Origin of the sequence: Phaeobacter sp. JH20_02, assembly GCF_048056915.1 — a bacterium.
Classification (GTDB): Bacteria; Pseudomonadota; Alphaproteobacteria; order Rhodobacterales; family Rhodobacteraceae; genus Phaeobacter; species Phaeobacter bryozoorum.
In genome coordinates this window covers 1-15,576 of the sequence record NZ_JAYMVP010000023.1, presented here as the reverse complement: position 1 = coordinate 15,576, position 15,576 = coordinate 1, and the positions used below count along the sequence as shown (strand labels likewise).

Annotated in this window: 16 protein-coding genes and 1 pseudogene; 1 reads left to right on the top strand and 16 read right to left on the bottom strand. The window is 60.7% G+C overall.

Annotation, left to right across the window (positions count from 1 at the left end):
• Positions 1 to 9 precede the first annotated feature (9 nt).
• The 12 genes from VWY34_RS12275 to VWY34_RS12220 all read right to left on the bottom strand — a co-directional run bounded on the left by VWY34_RS12275 (position 10) and on the right by VWY34_RS12220 (position 12,191).
• Complete coding sequence (locus VWY34_RS12275) at positions 10 to 324, bottom strand: TfoX/Sxy family protein (RefSeq protein WP_416558547.1); 315 nt, start codon at positions 322 to 324, stop codon at positions 10 to 12.
• Positions 325 to 353: 29 nt separating this feature from the next.
• A complete protein-coding gene (locus VWY34_RS12270; protein ID WP_340544464.1) occupies positions 354 to 752 on the bottom strand; it encodes an MAPEG family protein in 399 nt (132 codons plus the stop codon).
• Between the two features lie 12 nt (positions 753 to 764).
• Positions 765 to 1,151, bottom strand: a complete 387-nt coding sequence (locus VWY34_RS12265) for a VOC family protein (RefSeq protein ID WP_416545449.1) — start codon at positions 1,149 to 1,151, stop codon at positions 765 to 767.
• Positions 1,152 to 1,218: 67 nt separating this feature from the next.
• A complete protein-coding gene (locus VWY34_RS12260) occupies positions 1,219 to 2,454 on the bottom strand; it encodes an RNA polymerase sigma factor (protein ID WP_416545447.1) in 1,236 nt (411 codons plus the stop codon).
• A gap of 4 nt (positions 2,455 to 2,458) precedes the next feature.
• A complete protein-coding gene (locus tag VWY34_RS12255) occupies positions 2,459 to 2,965 on the bottom strand; it encodes a YciI family protein (protein WP_416536539.1) in 507 nt (168 codons plus the stop codon).
• A 262-nt stretch (positions 2,966 to 3,227) separates the two neighbouring features.
• The gene (locus tag VWY34_RS12250; RefSeq protein WP_416545445.1) at positions 3,228 to 4,832 is read right to left on the bottom strand and encodes an amidohydrolase; all 1,605 of its coding nucleotides are present in this window, start codon (positions 4,830 to 4,832) and stop codon (positions 3,228 to 3,230) included.
• Positions 4,833 to 4,842: 10 nt separating this feature from the next.
• Positions 4,843 to 5,766 carry an oligopeptide/dipeptide ABC transporter ATP-binding protein gene (locus VWY34_RS12245; RefSeq protein ID WP_416545443.1) on the bottom strand — a complete coding sequence of 308 codons (924 nt, stop codon included), beginning with the start codon at positions 5,764 to 5,766 and terminating at the stop codon, positions 4,843 to 4,845.
• Complete coding sequence (locus VWY34_RS12240) at positions 5,763 to 6,746, bottom strand: ABC transporter ATP-binding protein (RefSeq protein WP_416545441.1); 984 nt, start codon at positions 6,744 to 6,746, stop codon at positions 5,763 to 5,765. The genes VWY34_RS12245 and VWY34_RS12240 overlap by 4 nt, the downstream gene beginning before the upstream one ends.
• On the bottom strand, positions 6,743 to 7,600 hold the full coding sequence (locus VWY34_RS12235) for an ABC transporter permease (RefSeq protein WP_416545644.1): 858 nt from the start codon (positions 7,598 to 7,600) through the stop codon (positions 6,743 to 6,745). The genes VWY34_RS12240 and VWY34_RS12235 overlap by 4 nt, the downstream gene beginning before the upstream one ends.
• An 11-nt stretch (positions 7,601 to 7,611) precedes the next feature.
• Positions 7,612 to 8,550 (bottom strand): ABC transporter permease, encoded by a 939-nt coding sequence (locus VWY34_RS12230; RefSeq protein WP_416536542.1) that lies wholly within the window; start codon positions 8,548 to 8,550, stop codon positions 7,612 to 7,614.
• Between the two features lie 73 nt (positions 8,551 to 8,623).
• Positions 8,624 to 10,186 (bottom strand): ABC transporter substrate-binding protein, encoded by a 1,563-nt coding sequence (locus VWY34_RS12225; protein ID WP_416545439.1) that lies wholly within the window; start codon positions 10,184 to 10,186, stop codon positions 8,624 to 8,626.
• Positions 10,187 to 10,208: 22 nt separating this feature from the next.
• Entirely contained in the window at positions 10,209 to 12,191 is a 1,983-nt protein-coding gene (locus tag VWY34_RS12220) for a CocE/NonD family hydrolase (RefSeq protein ID WP_416545437.1), read from the bottom strand.
• Positions 12,192 to 12,317: 126 nt separating this feature from the next.
• Between VWY34_RS12220 and VWY34_RS12215 the strand changes: the two genes are divergently transcribed.
• A complete protein-coding gene (locus VWY34_RS12215; protein ID WP_340544476.1) occupies positions 12,318 to 13,085 on the top strand; it encodes a helix-turn-helix transcriptional regulator in 768 nt (255 codons plus the stop codon).
• Between the two features lie 68 nt (positions 13,086 to 13,153).
• Here VWY34_RS12215 and VWY34_RS12210 read toward each other — a convergent pair whose 3' ends face one another.
• The 4 genes and pseudogenes from VWY34_RS12210 to VWY34_RS12195 form a co-directional block, all read right to left on the bottom strand.
• Entirely contained in the window at positions 13,154 to 14,131 is a 978-nt protein-coding gene (locus tag VWY34_RS12210; RefSeq protein ID WP_416549023.1) for a Hint domain-containing protein, read from the bottom strand.
• A 27-nt stretch (positions 14,132 to 14,158) separates the two neighbouring features.
• Positions 14,159 to 14,299: pseudogene (locus VWY34_RS12205) on the bottom strand (calcium-binding protein); the annotation flags it as partial.
• A gap of 12 nt (positions 14,300 to 14,311) precedes the next feature.
• Positions 14,312 to 14,974, bottom strand: a complete 663-nt coding sequence (locus VWY34_RS12200) for a calcium-binding protein (RefSeq protein WP_416549022.1) — start codon at positions 14,972 to 14,974, stop codon at positions 14,312 to 14,314.
• A partial coding sequence (locus VWY34_RS12195; protein WP_416549021.1) for a calcium-binding protein occupies positions 14,916 to 15,576 on the bottom strand: 661 nt, incomplete at its 5' end. The genes VWY34_RS12195 and VWY34_RS12200, both read right to left, overlap by 59 nt.

Below are 15,576 nucleotides of genomic sequence, written 5' to 3'. Positions count from 1 at the left end.
GATTGTCCCTCACTTTTTGGCGGGCAGGGCTGCTGCATGTGCCAGGCATTGCTGCAGCCAGCGCTTCATTGCGGGGTCCGGGCAATCGGCCTCATCTACCAGGATGAAGCCACCCAGCTTGCGCTTGCCGTGGATGACGACGCGGGCGGTCGGGTCTGCAAGGGCGGCCGCTTCGTTCTCCTTGCCGATACGGAACATAAACCGCCCGACACCATCTTTGTGCCGTCGCGCACCGCAAAGCATATTGCCGTTCAGGAAAAAACACACACCGCCCATCATCCGCTTTTCAGTGATCCCCACATGCGCGGCGAGTGCGCCGCGCATGTGTTGGCTAAGGCCTTCGTCATAAGGCATCAGGCAGCCCCAAATAGTTGCCACAGGATGGCGATGGCGAGCATGAACATCGCCAAGGTTGTCAGCGCGGCACCGACGGCGCGCCCTTTGCTATCCGCCGATGCAAGCAGGCCAAAGTAGTGGATGAGCCGCGCCAGGATGAGCACGGCACCGCATAGGGCCACCAGCCAGGCTGCGGTTCCGGCGATTTCAGCACCGGCGAGGGCCAGAAGCGCAAGCGGCACATATTCGACAAAGTTGCCATGGGCCCGGATCCGGCGCAGCAGCACATCATCGTCACCATGCAGCAGCAGGATGCCGGTTTTGGCCCGGCGCACCCCGACCGAGATCGCCATCGGGATGCTGAGAAGGACGAAAATCGCCGTTACGGCCAGCGCGATCTGTGGTGTTTGTTCCATCTGAGCGCGTCCTTAGGCCGGGTTCTGGGCATAGGTGATCACTGCAAAGCGGGCGCCCTGCGGATCTGTGAGCGTTGCCATGCGACCGACACCGGGCATATCCATGGGGGCTTGCAGGACGGTTGCGCCTTTGGCCTTTGCGGTGGTCACGCAGCTGTCCACATCGGCAACGGTAAAGAAAATCGTCCAGGTTCCGCTCTCCTCGGGCATGGGAGAAAAACCGCCAATCGCCGTTTCGCCCACCGCAATCGCCGAGTAGCTGGACCCGTCCTGCATCGGCATATTGTTGATGGTCCAGCCTAGCACCTCCTGATAAAAGGTTTTGGCCTTCTCCTGATCCGGCCCGGAGTGCCCGATCCAGCCGGCGTTTCCAATTGCTGTCATCTCAAGAATGCTCATATGTCTTCTCCCTGTTTGCCTGCCCGAATGCAGGTCTGACCCAAGGACGCATGACCACTCCCAATCCCTACACGTCGGGCAGTTCTTTTTTGCTGAGCGCGATTTTTCCTTGAACGGCGGCGCGTTCCGGTGCTGTCGGGTTGAGTGAAAGCGCTGCTTCAAACGCCTTGATGGCCGCTGGATGATTGCCGGTGTCCTGCAACAGCCGGCCTCTCATGGCATGAAACCAGCGGTATTGCGACAGATCGTCAGCCAGCGGCTCCAACGCGGCCAACGCGTAGGCTGGGCCTTCAATCCGTGCCTCCGCTGCGATGAGGTTGAGACGCACAACGGGCGAAGGCTGCAGGGCATAGAGCGCGGCGTAATGCGCAGCGATCAGTGACCAATCGGTCTCTTCTGCGGAGGGCGCGCGGGCATGGACCGCAGCAATCGCGGCCTGAATGATGTAAACCCCCCGATGATTGATCCTCTGGGCCTTTTGTAGCAGCGCCGTCGCCTCGGCGATTTGGGAGAGATCCCATCGGCTGCGGTTCTGATCCTCCAACGGGACGAGCTGGCCATCAGCATCCATGCGCGCGTCACGTCGCGAATGTTGAAACAGCAGGAGCGACAGAAGCGCCGCCTGCTCGCCCATGGCCGGGAACAGGTTTGCCAGCAGACGAGCGAGGCGGATTGCCTCTTCGCAGACTGTGAGCTTGATCTGGGTCTCACCACCAGAAGCCGACCAGCCCTCGTTGAACATCAGGTAGACCATCAGCGAGACCTCACCCAGCCGCGCGCCCCGCTCCTGCGGGCTGGGTGTTTCAAAGGCGACGGTGCCACTGGCGATTTTCTTCTTCGCGCGGGTGATCCGTTGTTCCATGGCCTTCGGTTTGATCAGGAAGCCGCGTGCAATTTCCGCAACGCTGAGCCCGGCGACGATCCGCAGCGCGATGGCAATCTGATCGCGCCGTTCCAGCTCCGGGTGGCAACAGATGAACAACAGGCGCAGGACGTCATCGCGCAGTTCATCGGGATCAGGGGGTGCCTCTGTCATGGGTTGAAACTCTGCACAGTGCCGCGCCAGGATGGCATGGTGCCGCTGGGACTTGCGCAGCGTGTCGAGCCCCGCGTTGCGGGCGGTGGCCAGCAGCCAGGCCAAAGGATCACGGGGTGCGCCGATGTCCGTCCAGACCTTGAGGGCTTTGAGACAGGCATCTGCAAAGGCGTCCTCCGCGATGTCTATATCGCGGAAGTAGCGGGTCAGCGCGGCCAGCGCCTGCGGACGCTGTCTGGTGATTGTTGCTTCTAGCCAGTCCGACACATGCCTATTCCGACGAAATCGCACCTCCAGCCCAGGCCACGGGCCGCACTTCTAGCCGAACCACCGGGGATGAGATCATCTTGGCGTGGGTTAGAGCATCGTCCAGGTTTTCAAAGTCGGCGGCGTAAAATCCCAGGAAACTCTCTTTTGTCTCGGCATAGGGCCCATCCACAATCAACGGGGGCTGATCGACCGCCGGTGCAGGGTCAAGCATCACTGCCGAGGTTGGCGGCATCAGCTTGATCGAGATGAACTCCCCTCGTTTCTTCAGCGCCTCCTGCAACGCGCCATGTCCGGCCAGCACTTCGTCCTGCCGTTCTTTGGGGAGTGTTTCAAAAAGCCCGGCTTCTCCGTAGATTGTAATTGCATAGATCATGGTTTTCTCCAGTGCACTGATCACATGCTGCAAGAACGCGCGGGCCAATGCAAATCCGACAATACCTGCGTGGATTTCTGAAAAAAGATGATTGCTGGTCGCGCGGCTGGATCGCGAACCCTTGTAATCGCCCATGACGCTGCGCTTGCGCGGCGGGTATTCTAGCAGGTCTGCGTCCTATTGGTTCTTTGCAACGCTTGAGCGTGGCATCCCCTCCCAATGCAACAGCGCAATGGAGATGAGGCATGTTGCGGGCGCACACGCATACGAGATTGGGTAATTGCCAAATGCAAAGCTGCTGCAATCTGTGTCCTCGGCTATGGTCTCTCTGAATAGGTTGTGAAGCGATCAAAAATGAACCCGTCACGACCACAGTCACACAGACCTCGTCGGAGGGTCAGTCTCCCGACACCATTTTGCCCGCTCGAATTGTCGCCGTCACTTTCAAATCCAGAAGGTTCTCTGAGGCCGCAATCGGATTGCCTGAGAGAACTGCAAGATCGGCGCATTTTCCCGGCTCTATTGATCCACGAATATCTTCCTGGAAGACCTGCCAGGCCGCGTCTATCGTTTGTGCCCGCAGGGCCGAGAGGACGCTGATTTTCTGGCTTTCCCCGAGCAGCCGCCCGCTTGATGTGGTGCGGTTGACGGCGCAATGGGCCAGATGCAGCGGCCTGGTTGGCGTTACGGAGGCGTCATTGTGCAGGGTGTAGCGGACCCCAAATCGCTCGGCCGACGCGGCGGGGGACAGGCGGCTGGCGCGCTCGGGGCCGAGAAACGTACTGTAATGGCGATCGCCCCAGAAATGGATATGGGCCGAGAAGAAGCTGACCGTGATGCCAAGCTCAGCCATACGGCCAAGCTGGTCGTCGCGCAGGGTCTGGCCGTGAATGATCGTGTGGCGGTGATCCGCGCGCGGGGTGTCGGCCAAGGCGGCGGCCACGGCATCGATGAACATGTCGGCCCCGGCATCACCGTTGCAGTGGCAATGGATCTGGTGGCCGAGGTCATGGAGTTTCCTGACTTCGCGGCGGTGTTCCTCAGCGGCCACATAGGGCATCCCGCAGGAATGTTTCGGGTCAATTGGCCGGTGATAGGGCGCAGAGAGATAGGCGGTCTGAAGCTGGAATGCCCCATCGGTAAATAGCTTGCGGGGGCCAAGGGTGAAATGCCGATTGCCGGGCCAGTCGAGAGTGTCCCAAAGCCCCGGTTCAAGCTCTCCAATGGGCAGCAGCATCAGGTCGATACCGGGATCTTTGTCTGGTCCGAGCGAGGCAAAATGCTCCAGCATTACCCGCGAGGTCCAGGCGTTCTGCGCATAGGTCACGCCATGGGCGAGGTAATCGTCGCGGCAGACCGCGAAACCCTGCCAGAATCTTTCGCGATTGATCAGGAAATCGGTATCGCCCATTTCGCCCATGGCGGACAGGCCTTCGATGAGACCTGTCAGCGCGCCGTCATCCCGGCGGCCATAGCGGCCGCCCAGTGGGTCCGGCGTATCCCGTGAGATGCCGCGCATTTCAAGGGCGGCGGAGTTCGCGACGCCATTGTGGCCCGAGGCATGAAGCACCCAGATGGGATGATCTGTGGACACGTCGTCCAGTTCAGCCCGGGTCGGCATCCGACCCTCGGCGATTGCGGTGTTGTCAAAAAGAACCCCCATGACCCATTCGCCTTTTGGGGTGTCGGCTGCCTTGGCACGCAGGCGGTGCAGCGCCGTTGCCATATCGATGCAGTCGCCACGTGGCGGTGACGCAAGATCGACACGGAAAAGCGCAATGAACCCCGGATCGGGAAAGTGCCCATGCGGGTCGATAAAGGCCGGGATAAGCGTCTGGCCCTGCAGGTCATGGAGCCGCGTGCCGTCGGGCATCTGGGCGCGCAGGACGGTTTCGTCGCCGACGGCTCGGATCAATCCGCCTTCGGTCAGCACCGCCTCGGGCTGAGAGTTTTCGGCGTCCATCGTCAGGATGGTGCCGTTGGAATAAAGCGTGGCTGTCATTGCGGGCTCGCTACGAGAGTGGCGCGAGGCAGCGCAGGCCGTGGCCTGCGGTCACCTCCCATCTGGGTGTTTGGGTGCAAATGTCCTGGGCAAAGGGGCAGCGCTCGCGGAACTCGCATCCCTTTGGCCGGTTCAGCAGACTCGGCGGTTCGCCCTTCAGCGCGATGCGTTCCAGCCGGGCGTCAGGGTCAGGTTCCGGGTTCGCGCTGAGAAGGCAGCGGGTGTAGGGATGGCGCGGGCTTTCGAATATTGCTTCGGTGGTGCCTTCTTCCACCAGCCGCCCCAGATACATGATCCCCATACGGTCGGCCACATGGCGCACGACGCTGAGGTTATGGGTGATAATCACCATGGCCAGACCCAGCCGTTCGCGCAGTTCATTGAGCAGGTTCAGCAACTCGCCCTGCACGGAGACGTCCAATCCCGCTGTCGGTTCGTCGGCCAGAATCAACCTGGGTTCCAGCGCCAGTGCGCGGGCCACCCCGACACGCCGTGCCTGACCGCCGGACAATTGATAGGGATAGCGGTCGGCAAAATGCGCAGGCAGGTTGACCATCTCCAGCAGGCGCTTCGCCTCGGCGTGCTGATCGCGGCTCTTCATGCCCTGAATCCTGTAGGGTTCCGTGATCAGACTGCCGATGGTCAGTCGCGGAGACAGGCTTCCGACCGGATCCTGAAACATCATGGCGATGTCCTTGCGCAGGGGGCGCAGCTGCCGTTCGGGCAGGCCGCGGATTTCCCTGCCGTCGAATTTGACCGAACCGGCCTGCGCCGGGGCCAGCCCGGCAATTGCGCGAATGACGGTTGTCTTGCCCGATCCGCTTTCGCCGACAAGCGCGTAGGTTTCGCCCGGGGCCACGTCAAAGCTGACGCCAGCCAGCACATTGACCTGACCGTAGCTGGTTTGAAGGTTATCAACAGACAGAAGGCTCACGCCGTCATCTCCTCATGGTTCAGCCAACAGGCAGCCAGCTGACCGTCGTCTCCCAGTCGCTCAAGTGGCGGCACGTCTGCCGCGCAGCGGGCGATTGCCTGATCGCACCGGTCGCGAAAAATGCAGCCGCCGGGCAGGTTCGCCAGATCGGGAACTTCGCCCGGAATGGTCGGCAGGACACGGGCGCGGCTCTTGATGTGGCCCGGATCACATTCGATCAGGCGGCGGGTGTAGGGATGTTTCGGGTTGTGAAAGATCTCGCGCACATCGCCGCTTTCGACGACTGCGCCCGCATACATCACCACCACCCTGTCACAGAGTTCCGCAATCACGCCCAGATGATGCGAGATGAATAGGATCGCGCAGTTCATTTCGCGCTGAAGCTCCTGCAAGCGTTCGATAATCTGTACTTCAAGAGTGGCATCCAGTGCCGTTGTGGGTTCATCGGCGATCAGCAGGTCAGGCTCGGACATCAGCGCCATGGCAATGGCGATCCGCTGGCGCATCCCGCCGGAGAATTCATGCGGGAACTGGTTCAGCCGCGCGTCGGGATCGGGAATGCCTACAGCCCCAAGCATTTTCGCGGCGGTTGCGCGTTTTGCGGCCTTGGACGCGGAGGACCGGTGCTGGATATCGACCATCTGCTGACCGACGGTCAGCACCGGGTTGTGGGTCTGCATCGGGTCCTGGAAGACGATTGAGATATCGTCGCCGCGCAGGGCGCGCATCTGACGCTCGTTGGCCTGCAACAGGTCCTGCCCCTTGAACCGCACCGCGCCCTGACGGAACCGCGTGTTCGGTGCCGTCAACCGCAGGATCGACGAGATCAGCGTCGACTTTCCGCAGCCGCTTTCGCCGACGATCCCGACGATTTCCCCTTTGCGGACGTCAAAGGTGATATCGCGCAAGGCTTTCAGGTCGCCGCGTTCGGTTTTATAATCGACGCTGAGATGGTCGATCTCCAACAAGGTTTCGGTCATCGGTTCTTTCTCAATTTCGGGTCAACCACGTCGCGCAGGGATTCGCCGAGGAAGGTGAAGCCCAGCGTTGCGATGATGATCGGCAGGCCGCCTCCGACCACCAACCACGGCGTTTGCCGGATCAGGGCATAGCCATCTTTCAACAATGCACCCCAGCTGGGTGTCGGCGGTTTTACCCCGAGACCGAGGAACGACAGACCGGCCTCAAGCGCGATCACCGTGGGGATGTCCATGGCAGCCAGAACCGCCAGGACGCCAATGATATTGGGCAGCAAATGGACACCCAGAATACGGGCCATGCTGGCCCCCATGGAGCGTTCGGCCAGTATGAACTCCGAGTTGCGCAATGTGAGCGTCTGCGTGCGCGCCACACGGCCATAGGTCGGGATCGAGGTCGCCATGACCACGAAAACCACAGTTTGCAGGCTGGGACCCACCAGCGCGACGACGGCCAGCGCGAACATCACGGTTGGGAATGACCGGATGGTGTCAAACAGAAGCATCAGCAGATTGTCGAGCCATTTTGGCCCGTAGCCCGCGATCATTCCCAGTGTCAGACCGATCGCCATGGCCCCAAAGACCGCAGGCAAGGCGACCTTCAGCGCCACCTGTCCGCCCATGATCACGCGGCTGAAGGTATCTCGGCCCAGCTGGTCGGTGCCCAGCCAATGGCTGGCCGATGGGCCTTGCATACGGTCCTGAATATTCATGGCAATCGGATCGTAGGGCACAATCCATGGCGCGAAGATGGCGCTGAACACGATGGCCCCGACGATGATCAGCCCCATCAGGCCCAGCGGGTTCCCGGCGACGCCTTTGAGAATAATGCCGAGTTCGGAGCGCGGTTTACCCATGGTCGAGGCCGTCATGTCGAGGTCCTCGCGCGCGGGTCCAGCCAGGCGTTGACAAGGTCCGCAACGGCGGTCGAGATAACGAACAGCCCCGTTGAGATGAGCACCGAGCCCATGACGATCGGGTAGTTGCGGGTGGTGATGCTATCGATCACCAATTTGCCCAGACCGGGCCGGGCAAAGACGATCTCGGCAAAAACGGCAGCACTGAGCAGAAAGCCCATCCCGACGCCGATCACGGTGACGACCGGCAGAACGGCGATCCGCAACGCGTAGACCATGACGATCCGTCGCTCGGAGAGACCAAAGGCGCGGGCGGTCCGGATGTGGTGTTCACCAAGCACTTCCAGCATCGAAGCACGTACAAGCCGCGCGATATACCCGACCCAACTCAGCCCGATTGCAAACGCGGGCAAAACCAGATGATCCAGCCGGTCCCAGAACCCGTCACCGACACCAATCGCCGGGAACCACTGGAGCTGCACGGCAAACAGCAAAAGCGACAAAAGCGCCACGACAAATGCGGGGGCCGCGACGAAACTCACCGACAGCACCGCGACGCTTCGGTCGATCAGGGTGTTGGGATGGGCCGCGGCATAGGCGCCAAGCCCGATGCCGAGGGCGGCAGACCAGAGGATCGACGCAAAGATCAGCTCAAGCGTGAAGGGAAGCTGTTGAAAGACAATCTGGGTGACCGAGCGGCCCGAAAACACGTCGGTGCCCAGATCGCCCTGCATCATGTTGCTGTAAAAGATCACCAGTTGCCGCCAAATCGGCTGATCCAGCGCCAGTTCGGCGGTGAGCCGGGCCTGAAGCTCCGGGGTCGCTCGCGGACCAAGCATGATCTGCACCGGATCGCCGGGGACTGCACGGATCATCAGGAACATGAGTGTTACCGCAACAAAGAGGATCAGCGCCGCAAGCGCAAACCGCCTCAGAGCAAAGTTGAACATCGATCGGGCCTTTCTGGGCGGGGTAATCACGTGCGGCCGCCCGAGGGCAGCCACACGCAGAGACGTAGGGAGGTTACGCCTTGCCGAAGTATCTGAGCAGCGAAAGCCCATCCGGGCGCAGGGCCGGAACAACACGCGAGGAATGCACGACCGGCGTTGCTTCATGGGTGATAAAGCGATAGGCGCCGCTTTCTTCCATCAGGTCCTGCGCTCGCTGATACATTGCAGCGCGTTCTGCATTGTCGGTTTCCGCAGATGCGGCGGCGTGGAGTTTGTCGAATTCGTCATTGCGGAAACGTTCCCAGTTCCAGATGCCTGCCTGTTCAGTGGTGAACCAGGCCGTTGCATAGGAGGGATCAGGCGCCATCGAGAAGCGGTTCAGCACCAGTTGCAGATCTTCGTTTTCGCCGCTCGCCCAGAACGCACCGGATTCCAGAACGTTGATTTCCAGCGTGATCCCGATTTGCGCCAGCATCGCCTGAATGACCTGAGCCATCGTTGTGTAGGTCGTCTTGTTCAGGATATCGAGCGTGAGGGAGACATTTGTCTCGCCGGATTCCGCAAGCAGTTCCATTGCCTTTTCAATGTTGGCCTGCGGCGCCACAAGACCCTGAGCACGGTTTCCTGCCAGACCCGGTGCGATGATGCCTGTCGACGGGTCCGCCGCGCCAAAGTAGGAGGCCTCAAGGATTGTCGGCACGTCGATCGCATGCTGGATCGCCTGCCGCAGTTTCTGGTTCTGTAGTTTCGGATGATCCAGATTCATCCCCAGCCAGACATAGAACAGCGAGGGGTTTTCGACGAGGGTCCCGCCGTTTGGAACGCCGCCACGGTAGCGCGCGACCGATCCTAGCGACACGCGGGTCAGGTCCAGCTCGCCTGCCTCGAATGCGATCTCGGCGGTGTTTTCATCGTCGATCGGGTAGACTTCAATCGTATCCCAGGCCGGTGCGTCCCCTTTCCAGTTGGGGTTTCGCTGCAACACTGTCTTCTCCTTGGGGCTCCAGCTCGCGCGCAGATAGGGGCCGCTTTCGGCGACCGGGTCGGAGCCGATCCGCCCGCCAGTGGCCTCAACCGCGGCCTTGGACACGATGTTGCCGGTGATATAGGGCAAGGCAATAGACCAGAGCGGCGCGAAGGGCTCGTTCAGCACGATGGTGCCTTCGCGCTCGCCAGTGACCTCAACATGGCTGAGCGGTCCCATATCCGGCTTGTTCGGGCTTTCGGTGGCCTCGGCCACGATCCGTTCGAAGCTGAATTTGACATCCTCGGCTGTCATCGCGCCATGGCCGTTGGTAAAGCCGATGTCATCGCGCAGGGCGAATTTGATATGGGTCGGGTCCACCTGTTCGATCATCGACGCCGCATCAAGTTGCCAGCCCCATTCGGAGCCGGGCTTGTACTGGATCAGCTTGTTGTAAATTGCGGCGTGGATCTCCTCTTCCACAACGCCGACACTATGCGCGGGATCCATGTTCGGAGCGTCGCCATAGGCGCGGACTCGCAGGACGCCATCATCCTGGGCAAAAGCGGTCCCCGCCCAGCCCATAGGCATTGCGGCGGCCGCACCAAGCGCTGTCGCGCCTTTTAGGAAGTTTCGGCGTCCTGTTGGTGCCTTCATCCATTCGATCTTCATTGTGATCTCCCCGTTGGGTTGTTCAGAGAAGCCCGCGCGGAATGGTCCGCGACCATTCTTTTGACAGGACTTCGGTTTCATCGGGCCCTTCCGTGGCCCGCAAACTGCGGTGCAGGTAGAAATGCGTCTCGTCGCAGGACATGCGCGAATGCGTGTCGATCCGAACCTGCCAGTGGTCGCGGCGGAACTCGAACCGCCAGTCGGCCACCATCTTGGCGCTGGCGGGATCATCGGGATGGATGGAATAATGCGTCGCTACATGGCTGCCGCTGATAAGGCCGTGATAGGGATCGCGCGACATGCCGAAATCGTCAAATGCGTCGAGTGTTGTCCGTCCTTCATCGTCGGTTCCATGCCGTGACGTGCTCGACGGATCACGCAGGACATCCGCAGCCAATGTCGGAAATTTGTCTGGCGGTCCGGGGTTGGCAGGCTCCGGTTCACCAGCCACGCGGCGCTGAGGCAGTGTCAACTGGCTGCCCGCGCAGTCCAGCGTGATCGTCACAGGTTTGGGCGAGGGCCAGACGATCGGCCAGTAGGATGTCGACAGCGCCAGACGGAGGCGATGCCCCGCGCGCAGCCGATGGGCACAGGCGTTCAGTTCGAACTCAACCTCGTAGCGTTCGCCCGGCACCAAAGCGTCCGGGGTTTCGTGGCTTTTGTGATGGGTCAGGTTGAAGGGCCGATAGGTGATGCGTTGCGACACGCCATCCGGCGCGACATCACAGAGCCGGGCCACCACCTGGGCAACCGGTTGATCAACACGAAACGCCAGCTTCAGACGCGGGCGTCCAACGATCTCAAGCGGCGCGTCCAGCGAAATGTCAAAGCAGGTGGAGTGCCTGTCGTCCTCGACCTGATCGCCCGGCAGCTCGTTGTCGATCCGCATCCCCGGGCAGAAATAGCCGCTGGCGGACCCGACGCTGGCAGGATTGGCAATATCGACCTCCCCGGCTTTGGCTGCTGGGCACAGCGCACCATCGCCGAGAAAATAAATGCGCTCCTGAATGGTGTTCGATGGCCAGCTTTCCTCTGACACCCACCGACCCCTGCGCGGCTTGTTCTTGCCGGACGGGTTGTCATGTTCCTGCACGAATGTTCGCAAGGCAGGCAGTGTTTCAGCCCCGTTCAACTCGCCTTTCAGCCACCGGTCGAACCATCCGATGATCTCCGAGTGGGCGTCTGCGGCCTCGATCTTTGAGATATGCGGATAGCGGTGCTCCCAGGGGCCGATCAGCGCCTTGGTCGGCGAAGTCAGGTTCTCAACCAGGGTAAGGGGCGTGTTGACATAAGCGTCCGCCCAGCCTGTGATTGCCAGAACCGGCACCTCGATCCGTGACCAGTCTTCGCAAACCGATCCGTGTTTCCAGAACTCATCGCGTGTGGGATGCGCCAGCCAGTCGGCGGCAAGATCAGGCAGCAGCTCCATCCGCGCGATCCAGTCATCGCGCCAGTCGGGCCGCAGGTCGGGGTCAGCAGGGCGAGACAGATAGGCAAACATCTGTGCTGCCCAATTGGCGTTATCGCTGAGCAGGCAGCCGCCCATGTAGTGAATGTCATCGGCATAGCGGTCAGCCGTCGAGGCCATGGTGACAACCGCCTTCAATTCCGGCGGTCGGCGATACGCAAGCTGCAAGCCGTTGAAGCCACCCCAGCTGATCCCGATCATTCCGACGTGGCCATCACACCAGTCCTGGCCTGCGATCCATTTCAGAACCTCTTCGCCATCGCAGAGCTCCTGTTCGGAATATTCATCGTCAAAACGGCCCTGGCTGTCGCCGGTCCCGGCAATGTCGACCCGCACACAGGCATAGCCATGGGCGGCAAACACCCGATGTGTGGTTTCATCACGCGCTGCGGTTCCGTCCCGCTTGCGATAGGGGAGATACTCCAGGATCGCCGGCGCAGCCCCCGGCAGAGCGGGAAGCCAGACCCGTGCCGCCAGTTTTCGCCCGTCCGGAAGAGGGATCCACTCATTCTCTAGTGTTCTGATTTCGTTTTGCACGCCGATCACCGTTTGCGACTCACAAGCGAAAATTGGAACGAAAATCAAAAACCACCTAGTAAGCGACTGTACGCAGGTTTAAGCTTTTGTAAGCATCAATGCGTCTATGTGCGAAGGACTTGTCGCATGTCGGAAAACTTTTCGCGGAACCTGCGATCCCTCTGCGCTGACTACGGCAGCATTGCGCAGGTCTGCCGCGATATCGGCTTGAACCGTCAGCAATTCAATCGATACCTCAATGGCGGTGGAATGCCCTCGGCGCACAACCTTCGGCGCATCGCCCGGCATTTCAATATCAGCGAACAGGACCTCGACTTGGATCACCCGGCCTTCTTGGGCAGGATGAACAGATTGACGGCGCCCTCCCGCAAAAGCCCGGCGCGCGTGCTGTCCAGAATTTTCGAGAACCAGGCCGGTCCGCTGCGTCGGTATCTGGGGTTCTATCACGGCCATTTCACAACGCCGACCTGGGAAGGCAAGATCATGCGCACGCTGATCTGGCTGCGTGAACAGGACGGCTATATCGTTTCGCATACCTTCGAACGTGCCTTGAGCGATGATCAAAGCATCGTTCAACGGACGAAATATACCGGGCTTGCAGCCTATAAGGGCAATCGCATCTACCTGTTGGAAAGCGCAAACAGCGAGGATGGGTTCTTGTCGGAGTCCATTCTGTTTCCTGCGCATCGCCAACAGGTCAGATATCTGAACGGGATGACAATGGGCGTCGCCACCAAACCGCGTATGGCCCCATACTCGTCGCCGACCGTCTGGAAACGGCTATCTGAAAGCACCTCGGTCCGGGACGCTCTGAAGCAAACAGGTATCTTTCGCTTCAACGACACAAGGATCGACGTAATCGTGCGCAACCAGCTGGCGGACGCGCAGGACTGAATAGGACTGCGATTTCACCGTGTCTCTTCCGGGTGAGGACCAACTGGCAGAGAGCCGCTAACCGGCTGTCACCTGTCGACGTTTTCGACACAAAAACTGCGGTTGGTTATCGGGTGAAACCTTAGTTGGCTGCCAGTTTCGCGCCCCCTGTGGCTGTGAGTCCAATCGGGTGGGGTGCCCGCCAGCCGCCTGCCTTGAAGAAGTCCAAGGCGCCCGTTGAGTTTTTGCAGTTCATTGCGTGACAGAACGGTTGCGGCTCGCGCCCCGTAGGCTTGTTCGACAGGCATCTGATCCAATTCAGGGAGTAGGGCGTATAGTTCTAGGCGAGTTACGGCCGACATCATCTTCATAGCCATCGGCCCAGGATAGAAGCTTTCGCTCGGGATATCATTGGAAATCAGCGTCGCATGTTTGTCGAGCATAAGATGGATATACGTGACGCTCTGACGACCCCGCGCAAAAGAAGCCAATGTAGTTTCTTCAGCCAGATGCTTGGCTCGCACATAGTAGGACGCATTCGTGAGCTGATCTGTCAGCAGGACGCAGTGCTGCGGCGACACCACCAGCGCACGTGCATTGCCCAGCACGCCCGGCCTGATCCGGACCGGCGTGAGGTTCTGCGGTAGAGACGCAGTTTTAACTGCGACTTCCGACAGGGCCAGCCAGCGTATCGGCATCGGGCCGTATTCAAGAGTTGTGACCAGATCGCCGGGCTTCAGCGTTTCTATCTTGGTTTCGCCGCTTGGGGTTGCGATCATCGTACCGGGCGTGAAACACGGGATGCCCATCGAATTGAGTTTCTGGGCGTTGTCCACCTGCGAACGCTGAACGCCAACCAGCGTCACCGACTCGCCGTTGACAAAGGTCAGCACCGCATCACCTGTCCCGTCGCCATTGGTGTCGCTGACGACAACATCCCAGGCATTGACCGGATTGCCATCTGCATCGACCAGATTCGAGACATCGAATTGGTCTACCGTGGTGCCATCGCCGCTGTCGGTCATGTCGAAATTCGTCACGATATCCGACCCGGCAAGATCGGACACTCCCAGGGTATCCCTGTCGCTATCGGCACCAAGGTCAATAACGTCGTCCCCGGTGCCACCCTCAATCGTGTCGGCACCGGTGCCGCCGGTGATTGTATCGGCACCCGCGCCGCCGTCGATCACGTCATTATTGTTGCCGCCGTCGAGGGAATCCGCGCCATCTCCGCCTTGAAGGGTATCCTAACCATCACCACCGGCGATATTATCGTTTCCATCGCCGCCGGTGAGGCTGTCTTTGCCCAGACCGCCGTCGATGGTGTCATCGCCCAAGCCACCGTCTATTGTGTCATCCGATAGGTTCAGGCCTGAGTCGATGATCACGTCGTTGCCGTCACCGCCCAGAATCAGATCGCTTTGGTTGCCGCCGTCAATCGTGTCCGCCCCGGCACCACCCGAGATAGTGTCGGCACCGAGTCCACCAAGAAGGCTGTCATTGCCCGCGCCACCGTCGATGGTATCCTCGCCATCGCCACCGTCGATTGTATCGTTCCCGGATCCGCCGGTCACGGTGTCGTTGCCGCCGCCTGCGATAATCTCGATCCCGCCTGCGTCGTTGGTGGCGTCCACCACATCGGCTGAATCGCCCAGGATTACGCGCTCGATTTCGGAGAAGGTGAGCGTGCTGGTGCCGTCGCTGATCGTGCCCGCGCCGGTACCGGTGAAGGTTACCGTGACCGGAACGGTGACGGCCGACAGATCAAGTGTGTCGTAATCCGTGCCGGTGGTGACCCCTTCGCCGCCGATGATCGTGTCCGCGCCAAAGTTGTCCTCGATGACAAACGTGTCAGCATCGTCGCCACCCGACAGGCTGGTCGGCGCCAGTGCCGCCGACCAGCCTGTCATTGTCAGCACCGCCTTCAAGCGTATCGTCGCCGTCGTTGCCTTCGAGCGTGTCATTGCCGCCGGTGGCAACGATGCTGTCATTGCCCGCACCGCCGACCAGGCTGTCATCGCCGTCGGAGTTCATCAACGTGTCATTGCCGGAGCCACCGATCAGGGTATCGTTGCCAAGGCCGGTTGTGAGGAAGTCGTCGCCATCACCGCCGTCGATCAGATCATCCCCGTCGCCGCCCGCAATCGTGTCGTTGCCGGAGCCGCCGGTCACGGTGTCATTGCCGGCCCCGGCGATAATCTCCATTCCGCCTGTGTCGCTGGTAATATCCACCACATCGGCTGAGGCGCCCAGGATCAGCCGCTCGATCTGCGAGAAGCTGAGCGTGCTTGTCCCGTCGCTGATCGTGCCCGCGCCGGAGCCGGTGAAGGTCACGGTGACCGGGTTGGTCACGGCGGAAAGGTCGATGGTGTCGTAATCCGTGCCGGTGGTGACCCCTTCGCCGCCGATGATCGTGTCCGCGCCAAAGCCGTCCTCGACCACAAATGTGTCGGCATCGTCCCCGCCCGACAGGCTATCAGCGCCCGTACCGCCCGAAATCGTGTCAGCGCCC